The sequence below is a fragment of the Bacteroides hominis genome, from assembly GCF_033042785.2.
In the GTDB taxonomy this organism is placed as follows: Bacteria; Bacteroidota; Bacteroidia; order Bacteroidales; family Bacteroidaceae; genus Bacteroides; species Bacteroides hominis.
Window position 1 is genome coordinate 34,429 of record NZ_CP178829.1, and the last position, 14,930, is coordinate 49,358.

Sequence of the window (14,930 nt, forward strand, 5' to 3'; positions counted from 1 at the left end):
GCACATTTATATGTTTATAATAATCGGAATCATGCTTACAGGTATGCTGCTTGGCTACCTGTTACGGAGCAAAAGACTCACATGGATACATAAAGTCATCACATTATTAATATGGCTGTTGCTCTTCCTCCTCGGCATCGACGTAGGAGGCAACGAAGCCATCGTGAAAGGACTGCACGCCATCGGGCTGGAAGCCTTCATCATCACCACAGCAGCCGTAGCCGGAAGCACACTGGCTGCATGGGGACTATGGTATCTGCTTTATGCACGTTATCAGAAAAAGGAGGTGAAGCCATGAAAGGCAGCCTTATTATCGTCTCTTTTTTTATCGTCGGCACCCTGTGCGGACTTTTTCATCTGATTCCATATGATTTCAGCCAAAGCAAACTCAGTTTTTATGCTTTATGCGGGCTGATGTTTTGTGTCGGTATCAGTATAGGCAATGATCCGCAAACATTGAAAAGTTTCCGGTCACTGAATCCGCGCTTACTCTTCCTGCCCGTAATGACCATTCTGGGAACACTGGCAGGATGTGCCGTAGTCAGTCTCTTTCTATCGCATCGCTCACCGGCCGATTGCATGGCAGTGGGTTCCGGATTCGGGTATTATTCACTCTCAAGCATTTTCATCACCGAATACAAGGGAGCCGAACTGGGAACCATCGCACTGCTCTCAAATATCATGCGCGAAATCATCGCCTTGCTTTGCGCTCCTTTATTGGTAAAGTTCTTCGGAAAACTGGCCCCCATTTCTGTCGGAGGAGCTACCACTATGGATACGACTCTTCCCATTATCACCCGCTGTTCAGGGCAGGAATTCGTCATAGTCTCTATCTTTCATGGTTTCATTGTGGACTTTAGCGTGCCGTTTCTGGTGACACTATTCTGTTCCATATAGGCATCTTATTACAAAACTGTTTCAATTTTCGTAATAAGATTATCTTTTTCACACTTCTTTCTTGATATACATCAAGAAATGACACCTTATTGCCTACTTCCCTTCCCTATCCCTTTTATGTTGAACAACATATTTGTATATTTGCATAGGTAAAAAGAAAAAGCTAAGAGCTTAACAATTGTTTTTAATAGGTATTAGGGGTCCTTATGATAAGGATAAGGACAAAGATTAGTTTTCAGGAATAACAATTAAAAAAGTAGGTATTATGAAAAGATTAGGATTAACATTAGTAGCAGCACTCTGCCTTGCTGCCACCACATTTGCAGCAGAAAATCAACCTACAGTTGCAAAATGGGAAGGTAACATCAATGTGAATAAATTGGGTAAATACCTGAATTTATCTTCTGTACAGGCAGAAGAAGTAGCCAACATTTGTAACTACTTTGACGAGCAGATGGGAAGAGCCACTACGTCAAAAAAGAATAAAGACACCCTGGTTCGTAACGCTGTCTACGGAAATCTGAAGTTGATGAAAAAAACGTTGACGGATGCTCAGTACACGAAGTATACTACAATATTGAATATGACTTTGAAGAACAAGGGCATCGAAGTAAAGTAGGAACTTGATTGATGAATAAAAGGATAAAAGACCGGTGTCGTCGAATGAACTGACACCGGTCTTTTATTTTTATACCAATCACCGACAGCCGCGAAGATGGTTAGCACTGATGTTTTTGGTTTTCCGGAAGACGAAAAAATATTTCTTGAAAAGTAAAGTCTTATGTAGCAATTATATTGTTTAGCACCAGATTTATCATAGAATCAAGTTTTCTGTTTCGACAACGCTATCACAAAAAGAACGAGGAGAAACGTATCCTCTAACTACCAAAGAATTAATAACGGCCATAACTAAAATTATTATATTTATAATAATTATCTTTTAGGTAAAAGATGCAAGTGAAAATATTTGCGCATAAAAACAATATATATTCCACTCAGCAAGCTGAATAATTACTTATACGACTTCTTGTCGCACGAGATACCTAAAGACACAAAAAATCAAACAATTTTCAATAATTTGATTATGAGTGAATTGGAAGGTTTCATAATATCCTCTCATAGCTACGGTGTTGCATTGATACTGTTACACTATTGGTAAGTGATGTACTTCCTAATAAGGCTACACCATTGGAGTAATTCTTTTATTAGCTCAGAAAGAGCGAGAAAAATCCTCAGTTTAATCTAATTAATAATTCCTGTTTGCTGCAGAAGAAATTTCTTCCTAGTAAAGATGGAACTCGAAGAGGTGTAATACAAAAAAATACAAGAAGCATAACAATAAAGAAAAGCCCATTCTCAAACTTATTGATCCGCCTTTCCTGTTGGTAGAGGAGATTCATCTTACCATGAAAAAGACAATAGATAAAAACGGTATATAGAAAGATCGTTTTGCTAAAATCAGAACGAGTATTAGTCCTTTTCTACAACTTTAAATTTTATTTATAGAATATACTATATTTTAAAACAAAATCTAAGTAATAATTGGAATATGAGTTATAAAAATCAATATTCTTTTTGCAATCTGATTTTCTCGTAAATTAGACAATTTGTTAAATTACGCAAAACACATTAGTATATACTTACAATAAAATTTATTTTGACTATATTAGAAAAATGTTCCTTCAATCTTTAAATATAATATGAACAATGGCACAGTTAGAATTTAAACAATTGAACAAAATTAGTTTACATGAGAATGTTACTAATAGAAACATGGATGAAAAATTATTATTAAAGTGCGAAAATAGTATTCGCGCTTACAAAATTGTGAGCTTGCTCAACGAACATAATATTGCGCTACGACAGCATGACGAGAATCAGAATCCTAGGGTTGGTGCATATGGTGCCGTAACTGGTATTGCTATATATGTATTTGCTAAGGATTATGAAAAGGCTTTATCTATAGTTTCCCCTATTCTTAAAGATTTTAATACCACCAGTACATTTTGTCCAAAATGTGGAAGTGAGAATGTAAAACCCATTATTGGTAATCACAAATATATTACTTATTTAATTTTCCTTTGCCTGTTTCTTATACTTACTCCTGGTATTTATATTGCTTTGCCTGAAGATTTTGGACTCAGGTCTTCCTTAATAAATAAAATTGCTTTAATGATGGTTGTGCTAGGTTTTATTTTAATGCCAATTATTAATCATTATAATGTTAATTACAAGTGTAAAAAATGCGGCAATAGATTTAGGCATTATTGACTTTATTGTCCATAATCGATTCTATTGTTTTATTCCAACAGAATCAAGTTAATAAAAAGAGATTGTCTTACATAATAAATGTTTTTTATTATGAGGTTTAAAATTCTGACTTATATATAAAAATCCTACACAGAGAATGCAGATACACAAAATATCAATACATGCCAGGCTTCACTCGCACACTACATCAATGAAAAAAGACTAATTCGGAATATTTAAAACGGAGTATTTAAACCATTATCCATCAGTTCAATATCAGTCTATATCAGCAACATTTGGGAAAAAGTGGGAAAAGACAAACCGCACAAAGCCGTCATCCACAAAAATACGCACAATGAATTATCATAATCCGCCTTACATGAAACGTCCCTATCTTCGTGACGATAACATTTTATCAACTTAAAAAATATACGTATGAAACGGAAAAAAAGACCGGCATCACAAAGTGAAGCCATGATGACACACAATTATCCGGGACTGACAGATACACTAAAAAGATTGGGGATTAACGAAGTGAGCGAAGTAAATGCCATTCTCAGGCTGTCGGACTATGGAAGAAAGGGAACGACGGTGTGGCGGCTGATTGCCAACACTTGCTGGAATAACATAGGGTCAAAAGGAAGGTATCTGATAGCGGCACAGAATAAGGCAAAAAGGAAATAAACGGATAGGGCAAGTCCCCTGTGTATAGTTGACAAAAAAGCAAGTATATCGGCTCTAACCTGCAGAGACCTTTAGTGAGGCTAAGAAGTAAAAATCAGACTTAACAAACTGAAATACAAACTATTCAAAGTTCAAAACATCTGTCAGTAAAAGCTTTGTTTTAACACAGAGTTAAAGCTTGTTCTTTGGATGCAAATAACAAGTGTTTTAAATGCAAAAGGCTTGTTATTTGCACACAAGAATAAAATGAACGAAAATTGACGTTAACATTGTTAAACAGCCGGTTTTCCCCTTACAATTCAGCTCAACAATACTCCCTCTTACACCAAAGTTCGAATACAGGATCAGAAAACACATACAGTTCCCCCTCCTTCTCAATAAAATCACGTTCGGTCAGCATGCGTTTGTTGCGGGTGATGGTTTGTACACTTCCCGAATCTAACCACTCTTTCAGCTGTTTGCGTTCTTCTACCCGGTTGACGAAATTCTCTTTATCGACCAGTGTACCATACTGAAAAGGTGATTTCATAAGCTGTTTCCTTCTTTATCATAGAACTAAAGACACAAATTATACATCAACGTATAATACATCGATGTATAATTTCAAAGATTATTTATTTCAAAAACAGGCATAGAAGCATCATTTAATGGACACCATGGTTGCTCCGAAGCCATATTCCTGAAATGAAGCATCCTGATAGCGGCAATTACTATATTTTCGCTTTAGCTCATCAATCAATGCTTTACGAAGCACTCCGTCACCTTTGCCATGAATGAAAACTATTTTTTGTTCACGTTTGGTTTTGTACTTCTCCATCACTTCACGGAATTTATCCAACTGATAATTCAGTATCTCGGCATTCCCCATGCCACGTGTGTCATCCAGCAACTCGTTGATGTGCAGGTCCACTTCAAGAATATCATTTTTCCCGCCACGTTTTACGATAGGCTGCGACTTGGGTTTATCCACTTCTTTCTTCTGGATCAATACGGATTGCAATTCTTCGGCCGAAACAAATACCTGACGGGTAGGAACATCGTCTTTCACAATGTCATAAACCAGTGCCGGTTGTTCAAAGAAATCGGACTCACGGAAAGTATGAAGTTTATAGAACTTCACCGTATCGATACGCAGCTCCACACAAACCGCAGGTTTCAAAGGCGCTGTCCGTCCATCTTTAAAAGCAATGAACTGAACGGCTACATGCTCCATTTCATTCAGCATATCTTTAGTAAACTCTTCCAGCAAAAGCTTCGTATTGGGTTCCACCAGTCCATGCGAACGGGTTTTCCAAGCCTTTCCTTCGGCACTCTGATACGTATAATACAAATAATAATTGCTGTCATTCACCAGATAGGCCTCGAATGGAGTACTGCTGATAGCTTTCACATCTTCGGGCACATAAGCCAGAAAAACATTTAAAACATCGCCACCCCGCACTTCGGCCGGACGAACTACCGGAATCTCAGGCTTTACCGGTTTGACGGGTTCTTCGGGTTTCTTTGGCGCAGGAGCAGCCTTCCGGGTCATATTATAATCATCCGTATCGATCACCACACACTCGCGTATCTGCATCGGGATATCAAATCCATCAGCATCTTCCACCAATACAATATCTTTTCCCCGGAATCCCTTTACGATTCCTCCGCCCACCTCACTGAGGAAGCGCACTTTATCACCTATTTTCATCGTTCTGTTTACAATTTACCATTTACAATCTACAAATTAAGGCAAATATAACTACTTTTGTCGTCGCAAAGAAAGAAATGATGAAAGAAAACCCGAAACATATCCGTATTAGCGAATACAATTATCCATTGCCGGATGAACGCATCGCTAAATTCCCGTTGCCTATGCGGGACCAGTCTAAGTTACTTATTTACCGTCACGGCGAAGTCAGCGAAGATGTATTCACCTCCTTACCGGAACACTTGCCTGCCGGAAGTCTGATGATATTCAACAATACCAAGGTTATTCAGGCACGACTCCATTTCCGCAAAGAGACAGGAGCCTTAATCGAAGTTTTTTGTCTGGAACCGATTCAACCTAACGACTATGTACTCAATTTCCAGCAAACGGAACATGCGGCGTGGCTTTGCATGATCGGTAACCTGAAAAAATGGAAAGACGGTCCGTTACGTCGTGAAATGACTGTAAAAGGTTTCCCCATCACCCTGACGGCTACTCGTGGCGAGTGTCGTGGAACCAGTCATTGGATAGATTTCAACTGGGATAATCCGGAAGTCACCTTTGCCGATATTCTTGAAGTATTCGGCGAGTTACCCATCCCTCCATATCTCAACCGGGATACGGAAGAAAGTGATAAAGAGACCTATCAGACAGTCTATTCAAAAATAAAAGGCTCGGTGGCCGCTCCTACGGCAGGTTTACATTTCACCCCTCGTGTACTGGATGCCCTGACCGAAAAAGGGATCGACCTCGAGGAACTGACCCTCCATGTTGGCGCCGGTACTTTTAAACCGGTAAAAAGTGAAGAGATAGAGGGACACGAAATGCATACGGAATATATATCCGTATCACGCAGTATTATCAAAAAGCTGATAGACCACGACGCTTGTGCCATTGCCGTAGGAACAACTTCCGTACGTACCCTTGAAAGTCTCTACCACATCGGTGTAACGCTGGCCAACAACCCGGAAGCTACGGAAGAACAATTGCGTGTAAAACAGTGGCAACCTTACGAAACGGAATGTGACGTACGCCCTGTTGTAGCTTTACAGAAAATATTAGGTTATCTCGACCGTCACGGTATGGAAGCATTGCACACCAGTACACAAATTATTATTGCTCCGGGGTACGAATACAAAATAGTCAAAGCAATGGTTACCAATTTTCATCAGCCACAGAGCACCCTGCTATTATTGGTCTCGGCATTTGTCAAAGGGAACTGGCGTACAATTTACGACTATGCACTCAGCCACGATTTCCGCTTCCTGAGCTACGGCGATTCATCCTTATTAATACCTTAAGATATGCAAAGCGATAATAATCAGGAAATGTTTCCCATCGTAGACGAACAGGGAACTATTACAGGAGCTGCTACACGCGGCGAATGCCATAGCGGAAGCAAGCTATTGCATCCGGTTGTCCATCTGCACGTATTCAACTCAAAAGGTGAACTTTACTTGCAGAAACGCCCTGAATGGAAGGATATACAGCCGGGCAAATGGGATACCGCCGTAGGCGGACACATCGATCTGGGAGAGAGTGTAGAAATAGCTTTAAAGAGAGAGGTCGCCGAAGAATTAGGTATCACGGACTTCACACCGGAACTCCTGACAAGTTATGTCTTTGAGTCTTCCCGTGAACGGGAGTTAGTCTTTGTGCATAAAACAGTATATGACGGAGCAATACATCCCAGCGATGAATTAGATGGCGGACGTTTCTGGAGCTATGAAGAAATCAAAACGAATTTAGGAAAAGGTGTCTTCACACCGAACTTTGAAAGTGAAATAGAAAAAGCTGGGATTTTCTCTTCTACTTCCCCCAAAGAGGCTGTGTAGAAACTCTTTTCACTACGGAGTAACACAGAGTAGCACAGAGTCTTTTTATTAATAATCAACAACTTAAAATCGTCTCTGTGTTACTCTGTGTCCTCTGTGGTGAGTTTTGACACATTAAATCACTTCTTTTCTATCCAACTGATAATAGTCTCAGAAAAAGGACTTTCTTTAGGAGCTGCGAAACCAACCCAATTTCCATTCTCATCAATCATAAACTTCTGAAAATTCCACTGTACGGGCGCATCCTGCTTCCCGTTCAGCTTCTTCTCAGTCAGCCACTGATAAAGTGGAGCCATATCTTTACCCTTTACCGAAATCTTAGCCATCATCGGGAAAGTAACATCATAATTTGCCGAACAGAACTTGGCTATCTCTTCGTTCGTACCCGGTTCTTGCCCCATAAAGTTATTGGCAGGAAAAGCTATAATCACAAAATTCCGATCTTTATACTGATCGTACAACTCCTGTAACTCGGCATACTGTGGCGTCAGTCCGCACTTGGAAGCGACATTAACCACCAATACCTTCTTGCCTTTAAGGTCTGCCAGTTTATACTCTTTGCCATCTATGGTCTTCACAGAGAAGTCATAGAACGATTTACTCTGCGCAGCCATCGATAATGAGAGTACCAAGACTGCTACAAAAGAAAAAATTGCTTTCATATTCTATTATTTGGTTCATCAAATAATTAACAAGCAGCCCGGACAGAATGTTTGAAAACGTTCTACTCCTCAGACATCGAATAAGGTTTAGCCTCCTTGGCAAGCCCTCTCTTCTTGTTTGGAGAAGCAGACATTTCAAATTCAAGTATTCCCCCTGCCAAGAGATCGGCATGGGTAATATACATTTTATCATAAACTTTTCCGTTGAGCTTTGCCTGTCGAACATAGCGGTTGCGATCGTTCACTTTCGGCGCTTTTATCTCAAAAGTGTTTCCATTAGGCAGATTCATACGGATGTATGGAAGATAAGGTGCTCCCAACACGTATTGATCGGTACCCGGACAAACGGGATAGAATCCCATTGCCGTAAACAGATACCAGGCAGACATCTGCCCGCAATCGTCATTGCCCCCCAGACCGTCAATATCATTTTTGTACATCCGGTTCATCACCTCACGCACCCAATATTGTGTTTTCCAGGGCTGGGAAGTCCATGCATACAAATAGGGAATATGATGACTGGGTTCGTTGCCATGCACGTACCCTCCTACCAAACTCACCTCGGCGATATCTTCATTCTTTTCATAATATTTCCGGGGAAGTGCCATAGAGAAGAGTGTGTCCAGCCGGTTGACAAATTTCTTTTCACCACCCATCAGCCCGATCAATCCGGTTACATCATGCGGCACATGGAAAGAGAAATTCCATGAGTTTCCTTCAATAAAACCTTCACCGTAGGTCTGCATAGCATCAAACTCTTTCTTAAATTCACCGTTGCTATAGCGAGGGCGGGCAAAACCGACAGAAGCATCAAAAACATTCCGATAATTATCCGCCCTTTTCTTATAAATATCGGCTAACCGTTTATCTCCCGCCAACAAAGCCACCCGGTAAATGGTCCAGTCGTCATAAGCATATTCCAACGTAGTAGATGCAGCCGTTCCACTCTGATCAAAAGGCACATATCCCAATCGTTTATACGCTTCAATGCCTTCATAATAAGACACATTTGCCGTATGATCCATCGCCGGCAAAGCCTCCCGGACGGATATTCCGGCACCTTTGACAATCGCGTCAGCCAAAGCAGATACAGCATGATAACCGCTCATACACCAGCCTTCATTCCCCATCAGACTCCATACCGGCAACATGCCATGCACACTCTGCTGCTGATGCCGAATCATAGACTGCACCATGTCTCTATTCTGCCGGGGTTTAAGCAAATTCAAAAAAGGATGTTCTGCACGGTACGTATCCCATAAGGAGAAAATAGTATAATTGGTAAATCCTTCGGCTGTATGGATATTATGATCGAGCCCGCGATAACTACCGTCTACATCCATATAGACAGACGGATTAATCATCGTATGATACAGTGAAGTATAAAACATGGCAAGCTGGTCAGGGGTTCCTTTGGCCTCAAGCACATCCAATTCACGATTCCATGCCGAATGTGTCTCGGCTGCCAGCCGGCTGAAAGTCTTTCCGCCGGCCTCAGCCTGCAAATTTTTTAAAGCCCCTTCTGTGCTCACTGCCGAAAGAGCGACTTTAATTATCAGTTCCGGATTCTGCCGGGTATCGAAGTTGAAATAAGCCACCAGTTTTCGTCCGGTCATTTCCGGGAAATTCCGGTCGGTATTGAACCGTCGCCAGAATCCTTTATACAAAGCCTTCTCTTTATCTGTATATCCATAGTCTTTGATGGGTTGAGACAAGGATATGGCAAAATAAGTATAGTTGGTGCGGGCCCACCCGTTCGTGATACGATACCCCGTCAGCAATGTATCATTTTCTACGCGTATATTAGCCCACAACGTTTTCCCGTCATAATTATAGATGCCGTGTACCAGGTCAAGAATAATGCGTCCGTCGGCACCGTCCGGAAAAGTATATTTATGTATCCCTACCCGTTGGGTAGCTGTCAACTGTGCTTTTATACCGTAATCTGTAAGCTCCACTTCATAATAGCCCGGACGAGCCACTTCAGTTTCATGGCTGAAACGGGAACGGTATCCTTCGTCTGGGGTGTCCGCCCTTCCGGGATTCAGTTTCAATTCACCTGTAGCAGGCATAATCAAGATATCCCCCAGATCAGAATGTCCCGTACCACTCAAGTGGGTATGACTGAATCCTACTATTGTTTGATCGTGATGCTGGTACCCGGCACAATATTCATATGCATTTTTTTGATAAACTCCATCCACATTGTGAGGAATTGTATCCGTATCAGGGCTCAACTGTACAAGTCCGAACGGAGCGCAGGCCCCGGGAAAGGTGTGCCCCATACCATTGGTTCCGATAATGGGATTGACAAGTGCGCATACATCCGGTACTGCCGGCTGTTGAGCCGTCACTGTCGTAAATGCCGGGATGAATGCCAGCAAGGAAAGTGCTTTTTTCTTCATAATCTTATTATTGTGATGTGTTGTTGATATGCAAAGATAGCCTTTTTCAACAATTCCGTTCCACTTCATTCCCACATTTTGCCATTTCACCTGCCAATCTTTCCACCTCGCAATTTTTCATCAACAACAAAAGTTTCAGCGATCTACCTTTGTACCGATATTCAAACACTTAAGGATTATGTTTAAAGCTATCGTACGTTTTTCTATAAAGAAGAAACTATTCGTAGGACTCACTACCCTCTTTCTTCTTATCGGAGGCATTTATGCGATGATGACCTTGCCAATTGATGCCGTACCGGACATCACCAACAATCAGGTACAAATCGTAACTGTCTCGCCGACACTTGCCCCACAGGAAGTAGAGCAACTGATCACAATGCCCATCGAAATTGCCATGAGCAATATCATGAATGTGGAAGATATCCGTTCGGTAAGTCGCTTCGGACTATCGGTAGTGACAGTTGTATTTAAAGAGAGTGTACCGACCTTGGATGCCCGGCAACTGATTAACGAACAGATACAATCCGTAGCAGGAGAAATTCCATCGGAATTGGGTATGCCGGAAATGATGCCCATCACTACCGGATTGGGAGAAATCTACCAATATATCCTAAAGGTAGAATCCGGTTACGAAAACAAATATGATGCGATGGAACTCCGCACAATTCAGGATTGGATGGTGAAACGCCAATTATCCGGCATACCGGGTATTGTGGAAATTAACAGTTTTGGCGGATACCTGAAACAATATGAAGTAGCCGTTGATCCGGATGCGCTCTTTTCGCTGAATATCACCATCGGTGAGGTGTTCGAAGCTTTAAGCAAAAACAATCAGAACACCGGAGGAAGCTATATTGAGAAGGCTCGAAATGCTTATTATATCCGTTCAGAGGGAATGATCAGCCGCACTAAAGACATCGAGCAGATTGTTGTTGCCAACCGCAACGGCATTCCTGTGCACATTAGTGATGTAGGTACTGTCCGCTTTGGAGCTCCAAAGCGGTTTGGCGCAATGACCAAAGACGGAAATGGTGAATGTGTAGGAGGCATTGCGATGATGTTGAAAGGAGCCAACGCCAACGTTGTGACACAAGAGTTGGAAAAAAGGGTGGAAAAAATACAGAAACTATTACCCGAAGGGGTAAGTATAGAGCCTTATCTGAATCGTTCGGAACTTGTCAACCGAAATATCTCCACCGTCATACACAACCTGATAGAAGGTGCAATTATCGTATTCGTAGTACTTATCATTTTCCTGGGTAACGTACGTGCAGGGCTCATCGTAGCCTCAGTTATCCCACTGGCCATGCTGTTTGCATTTATCCTTATGCGTATTTTCGGTGTGACAGCCAACCTGATGAGCCTCGGTGCCATCGACTTCGGTATTGTGGTAGACGGTTCTATTGTAATAGTAGAAGGTATATTAGCTCACCTCTACGGCAATAAACTAAAAGGCCGCACTTTATCGAAAACAGAAATGGATGAAGAAGTGGAGAAGGGTGCTTCGGGAGTAGTACGTTCGGCTACATTTGCCGTTTTCATCATCCTGATCGTATTCTTCCCCATCCTGACTCTGAACGGAATTGAAGGAAAATATTTCACTCCAATGGCAAAGACACTGGTATTCTGCATTATCGGAGCCCTATTACTCTCTCTGACTTATGTACCGATGATGGCTTCCCTCTTCCTGAAACACACCATTGTGGTAAAACCTACGTTTGCCGACCGTTTCTTTAAAAAACTTAATGTCATATACCAACGTTGCCTATGCTTCTGCCTGCGTTTCAAATGGCAGACAGTCACTATAGCTTTCGCTGCTTTAATAGGTTCTTTCTTACTCTTCGGACGTTTGGGAGCAGAATTTATCCCTACTTTGGACGAAGGCGATTTTGCCATGCAAATGACATTACCGGCCGGAAGTTCACTCTCTGAAAGTATTGAAGTATCCAACCAGGCCGAAAAGGTTTTGATGGATCAATTTCCGGAAATCAAACATGTAGTTGCCAAAATCGGAACTGCCGAGGTTCCTACCGATCCAATGGCTGTGGAAGATGCCGATGTGATGATTGTAATGAAACCCTTCAAGGAATGGACCTCTGCTTCGAGCAGGGCGGAAATGGTAGAAAAGATGAAAGAAGCTCTCCTGCCTTTAGAGAACCGTGCAGAATTCAACTTCTCCCAACCCATTCAGTTGCGTTTTAACGAGCTGATGACCGGAGCTAAGGCTGACATAGCGGTCAAGCTATATGGCGAAGACACTCACGAACTTTATGCAAAAGCGAAAGAGGCTGCAAAGTTTGTCGAACAGATTCCGGGCGCTGCCGATGTCATTGTCGAGCAAACCATGGGATTACCCCAACTGGTAGTAAAATACAACCGGGGGAAAATAGCCCGTTATGGCATTAACATCGAGGAATTAAACACAATGATCCGTACAGCTTATGCCGGCGAAGTAAGCGGAGTAGTATTTGAAAACGAAAGAAGATTCGATTTGGTAGTACGCCTCGATCAAGAGAAAGTGGCAGACCTGAACCTCGATAAACTCTTTATCCGTACTTCAGAAGGAGTACAGATTCCTGTCAGCGAAGTGGCAAGTATTGACCTGGTAAGCGGTCCGCTCCAAATTAACCGGGATGCCACTAAACGCCGCATCGTGATCGGAGTCAATGTGCGCGATGCCGACATTCAACAGGTAGTATCAGAAATCCAACAAACATTGGACAAAAACATCCGGTTGAAACCGGGATATTATTTTGAATACGGGGGGCAGTTTGAAAATCTGCAGAACGCCATCCGTACACTGACTATCGTAATACCGGTAGCCCTGATGTTGATCCTGCTGATTTTATTCTTCGCTTTCAAGAATGTAACCTATACACTGGTGGTATTCTCTACAGTGCCATTATCATTAATAGGTGGTATCCTGGCTCTTTGGCTACGCGGACTCCCGTTCAGTATTTCGGCAGGAGTAGGATTCATCGCATTGTTTGGGGTATCTGTGCTCAATGGAATTCTGATGATTAACCACTTCAACGACTTAAGAAAACAAAATAAATATGCCATGACCACTAATCAGATTATAAAAAAAGGAACACCACACCTGCTACGTCCGGTATTCCTAACCGGGCTGGTAGCTTCATTGGGTTTCGTACCGATGGCCATTGCCACATCCGCCGGAGCTGAAGTACAACGCCCACTGGCAACTGTTGTAATCGGAGGCTTGATTCTATCAACCATATTGACCCTGATTATCCTTCCGGTTTTTTATAAAATAGTAAATGCGACAAGTGCCGGTTGGAAACAACCTAAGAGACGGTTGCATCTGTTCATCCTGCTACCGGCACTTCTGCTGAGTGCCACCGTCACAGCACAAGCGCCACAAACCGTCAGCCTGGAACAAGCAATAAAAATAGCCAGACAGAACCATCCAAGGCTTAAGACAGCCACAACCGCCATCCGGCAGGCACAGGCCACAAGAGGCGAGATTGTAGAAGCCTCCCCTACCACATTCAGTTACTCCTGGGGACAACTGAACGGTGAAAACAAGAAAGATAAAGAAATGGTTCTCGAACAAAACCTGGGTTCACTATTGACACCGTTCTACAAGAATACTCTTGTCAACCGTCAAGTACAAACCGGCACTTACTACCGCCAAATGGTAGAAAAAGAAGTAACGGCAGAAGTAAAACGTGCATGGGCTTATTATCAGTATGCTTCAGCAATATGTTCACTTTATCGCGACCAAGATCGCATGGCTGCTGAATTAAAGCGCATCAGCGAACTGAGATACGAACAAGGAGAAATCACCCTGTTGGAAAAAAACATGATGGCTACATCGGCTGCGGACCTGCACAACCGACTCTTTCAGGCACAGGAAGAAGAAAAAATGGCTCTTACCCGTTTTCAATGGAGTTGCTACGCAGATGCGCCCATCATACCGGAAAACACGAGCATGCAGCTCTTCCCGACAAATATTCAGCCAGGAAGCGTATCCGAAGCCCATCTCGGATTTTTCAACAGCCAGATTTCCGAAACACGGGCAGCACTGAACGTAGAGCGCAGTCGTTTCTTTCCGGAACTCAGCATAGGATATAGCCGCCAAAATATTCTGCCCCTGAAAAACCTGAATGCATGGATGGTGGGGGTATCATTTCCTATCTACTTCTTACCACAAAAGAGCCGGATCAAACAAGCAAAACTTGCCGCTTCTGCCGCACAAATACAAGCAGAAGCCAATATTCGCGAATTGAACAATAAAGTTACTGAACTGAGTGCCACCTTACGCCGTCACGAAGAGAGTCTCCGGTTTTATACCTCGTCTGCACTCAAAGAAGCAGACGAATTAATCAAGGTGGCTAATCTACAATTGCAACACAGCGAAACGAGCATCGCGGAATTTATCCAATCGGTCAGTGCCGCACGTGAAATACGCAAAGGTTATATCGAAACGGTATATCAATATAACATCGCCTCACTGGAGTATGAACTTTATCAATAACCTGTTGAA

The 14,930-nt window shown here is 42.3% G+C and carries 11 protein-coding genes and 1 pseudogene; 8 read left to right on the top strand and 4 right to left on the bottom strand.

Going from position 1 to position 14,930, the window contains the following annotated elements; translation table 11 throughout:
* Window positions 1-10 precede the first annotated feature (10 nt).
* The 5 genes and pseudogenes from R3O62_RS00155 to R3O62_RS00175 all read left to right on the top strand — a co-directional run.
* Entirely contained in the window at window positions 11-298 is a 288-nt protein-coding gene (locus R3O62_RS00155; protein ID WP_005808502.1) for a LysO family transporter, read from the top strand.
* Window positions 295-897, top strand: coding sequence for a lysine exporter LysO family protein (locus tag R3O62_RS00160; RefSeq protein ID WP_005808504.1), 603 nt, complete (start codon window positions 295-297; stop codon window positions 895-897). Before R3O62_RS00155 ends, R3O62_RS00160 begins: the two co-directional genes overlap by 4 nt.
* 265 nt (window positions 898-1,162) lie before the next feature.
* A complete protein-coding gene (locus R3O62_RS00165; RefSeq protein WP_005808506.1) occupies window positions 1,163-1,516 on the top strand; it encodes a hypothetical protein in 354 nt (117 codons plus the stop codon).
* A 1,088-nt stretch (window positions 1,517-2,604) separates the two neighbouring features.
* A complete protein-coding gene (locus R3O62_RS00170) occupies window positions 2,605-3,168 on the top strand; it encodes a DUF2007 domain-containing protein (protein ID WP_317472525.1) in 564 nt (187 codons plus the stop codon).
* 456 nt (window positions 3,169-3,624) lie between these two features.
* Window positions 3,625-3,831: pseudogene (locus R3O62_RS00175) on the top strand (hypothetical protein); the annotation flags it as partial.
* 304 nt (window positions 3,832-4,135) lie between these two features.
* On the opposite strand, the gene R3O62_RS00180 reads toward R3O62_RS00175, so the two are convergent.
* Together R3O62_RS00180 and R3O62_RS00185 are read right to left on the bottom strand one after the other, a co-directional pair.
* Window positions 4,136-4,360 (bottom strand): hypothetical protein, encoded by a 225-nt coding sequence (locus R3O62_RS00180; protein WP_250710101.1) that lies wholly within the window; start codon window positions 4,358-4,360, stop codon window positions 4,136-4,138.
* Between the two features lie 111 nt (window positions 4,361-4,471).
* Window positions 4,472-5,521, bottom strand: coding sequence for a DUF2027 domain-containing protein (locus R3O62_RS00185; protein ID WP_317472526.1), 1,050 nt, complete (start codon window positions 5,519-5,521; stop codon window positions 4,472-4,474).
* Window positions 5,522-5,601: 80 nt separating this feature from the next.
* On the opposite strand from R3O62_RS00185, the gene R3O62_RS00190 reads away from it, so the two are divergent.
* Window positions 5,602-6,822 carry an S-adenosylmethionine:tRNA ribosyltransferase-isomerase gene (locus R3O62_RS00190; protein WP_165017572.1) on the top strand — a complete coding sequence of 407 codons (1,221 nt, stop codon included), beginning with the start codon at window positions 5,602-5,604 and terminating at the stop codon, window positions 6,820-6,822.
* Window positions 6,823-6,825: 3 nt separating this feature from the next.
* On the top strand, window positions 6,826-7,356 hold the full coding sequence (locus R3O62_RS00195; protein WP_005808522.1) for an NUDIX hydrolase: 531 nt from the start codon (window positions 6,826-6,828) through the stop codon (window positions 7,354-7,356).
* Between the two features lie 119 nt (window positions 7,357-7,475).
* Here the strand turns inward: R3O62_RS00195 and R3O62_RS00200 are convergent, their stop codons facing one another.
* Both R3O62_RS00200 and R3O62_RS00205 read right to left on the bottom strand, forming a co-directional pair.
* A complete protein-coding gene (locus R3O62_RS00200; protein ID WP_005781482.1) occupies window positions 7,476-8,018 on the bottom strand; it encodes a glutathione peroxidase in 543 nt (180 codons plus the stop codon).
* Between the two features lie 62 nt (window positions 8,019-8,080).
* Complete coding sequence (locus tag R3O62_RS00205) at window positions 8,081-10,423, bottom strand: GH92 family glycosyl hydrolase (RefSeq protein WP_317472528.1); 2,343 nt, start codon at window positions 10,421-10,423, stop codon at window positions 8,081-8,083.
* 178 nt (window positions 10,424-10,601) lie between these two features.
* Between R3O62_RS00205 and R3O62_RS00210 the strand changes: the two genes are divergently transcribed.
* Entirely contained in the window at window positions 10,602-14,921 is a 4,320-nt protein-coding gene (locus tag R3O62_RS00210; protein WP_188520920.1) for a CusA/CzcA family heavy metal efflux RND transporter, read from the top strand.
* Window positions 14,922-14,930 lie beyond the last annotated feature (9 nt).

Excerpts from the sequence above, each read along its gene's own strand:
- R3O62_RS00155 (WP_005808502.1), top strand. The coding sequence starts at position 11 with ATGTTTATAATAATCGGAATCATGCTTACAGGTATGCTGCTTGGCTAC.
- R3O62_RS00160 (WP_005808504.1), top strand. The coding sequence starts at position 295 with ATGAAAGGCAGCCTTATTATCGTCTCTTTTTTTATCGTCGGCACCCTG.
- R3O62_RS00165 (WP_005808506.1), top strand. The coding sequence starts at position 1,163 with ATGAAAAGATTAGGATTAACATTAGTAGCAGCACTCTGCCTTGCTGCC.
- R3O62_RS00170 (WP_317472525.1), top strand. The coding sequence starts at position 2,605 with ATGGCACAGTTAGAATTTAAACAATTGAACAAAATTAGTTTACATGAG.
- R3O62_RS00180 (WP_250710101.1), bottom strand. The coding sequence starts at position 4,360 with ATGAAATCACCTTTTCAGTATGGTACACTGGTCGATAAAGAGAATTTC.
- R3O62_RS00185 (WP_317472526.1), bottom strand. The coding sequence starts at position 5,521 with ATGAAAATAGGTGATAAAGTGCGCTTCCTCAGTGAGGTGGGCGGAGGA.
- R3O62_RS00190 (WP_165017572.1), top strand. The coding sequence starts at position 5,602 with ATGAAAGAAAACCCGAAACATATCCGTATTAGCGAATACAATTATCCA.
- R3O62_RS00195 (WP_005808522.1), top strand. The coding sequence starts at position 6,826 with ATGCAAAGCGATAATAATCAGGAAATGTTTCCCATCGTAGACGAACAG.
- R3O62_RS00200 (WP_005781482.1), bottom strand. The coding sequence starts at position 8,018 with ATGAAAGCAATTTTTTCTTTTGTAGCAGTCTTGGTACTCTCATTATCG.
- R3O62_RS00205 (WP_317472528.1), bottom strand. The coding sequence starts at position 10,423 with ATGAAGAAAAAAGCACTTTCCTTGCTGGCATTCATCCCGGCATTTACG.
- R3O62_RS00210 (WP_188520920.1), top strand. The coding sequence starts at position 10,602 with ATGTTTAAAGCTATCGTACGTTTTTCTATAAAGAAGAAACTATTCGTA.